The sequence below is a fragment of the Sulfitobacter sp. HI0129 genome, assembly GCF_001635395.1.
GTDB lineage: Bacteria > Pseudomonadota > Alphaproteobacteria > Rhodobacterales > Rhodobacteraceae > Sulfitobacter.
Map to the genome: position 1 here is coordinate 1 of NZ_LWGH01000361.1, position 945 is coordinate 945.

Here is a 945-nt window from a genome sequence, read left to right on the forward strand (position 1 = left end):
TGCAGGGTGATCGCGACAAGCTGGAACAGGACCGCGATCACCGAGGGGATGACGGCAGCAACGAACATGGTGATGACGAACTGCTCGGTCATGAAAGCATAGATCACCATCACCACCGAGGGCGGGATCATCATGCCGAGCGTACCGCCCGCGGCGATGGTGCCAGCGGCGAAGCTCTGTTCATACTTCCGGTCGATCATTTCGGGCAGCGCAACGCGCGTCATCGTCGCCGTGGTCGCCATCGACGAACCGCAGACCGCGCCGAACCCGGCGCAGCCGAGGATCGTCGCGAAGGCAAGTCCACCGCGCCGATGACCGAGGAAGCTGTAGGCCGTGCGATAGATATCCGCCGAAAGCCCGCTGGCGGTGGCGAAGTTGCCCATCAGGAGAAACAGTGGGATGACGATCAGGTCGAGGCTCGCCAGGGACGAGGCAGGCTCGGTCGCCAGCAGGCTCAGTGCCGGTTTGATGCCGACCAGCGCGGCAAAGCCCACGCTGCCCGAGATCGCCATGGCGATACCGATGGGAACGTGCAGCAGAATGAGGGCAAACATGCCCAGAAGGCCGAGGCCGACCAATGCAAGGGGATCCATGGCGGTCCTACACTCCCAGTGTTTGTTCAACCGGCGCGTCGACGGGGGCTGGACGGATCACGCGCAGATAGAGAAGCCCCGCCTGAACCAGTGTCGAGACACCGAACAGCACCGTGACGACCCACCACCAGGGCCCGGGGGCGAGTTGCAGGATCCATGTCCGTTCGCCGGACTGACCCAATTCGATGGTGTAGCGGGCAAATTGCCAGGTCAGCGCAGCGAAGAAGAGCACCGCCAGCAGATCCCCGAAGGTTTCAAGCCATTTCTCTGCCTTCGGGCCGAAGGCATGGCCGAGAAAGCGGATCTTCGCATGGCCGCCAAGCTTGAGCGACATCGGGAAGAAACTCGCGAT

General features: G+C 62.9%; 2 protein-coding genes. Both read right to left on the reverse strand.

The features are described from left to right. The coding region (locus A3764_RS09110; protein WP_150122120.1) for a TRAP transporter large permease subunit at positions 1-593 on the reverse strand (593 nt) is incomplete at its 3' end. Between the two features lie 7 nt (positions 594-600). Next, the coding region (locus tag A3764_RS09115) for a TRAP transporter small permease (protein WP_161487488.1) at positions 601-945 on the reverse strand (345 nt) is incomplete at its 5' end.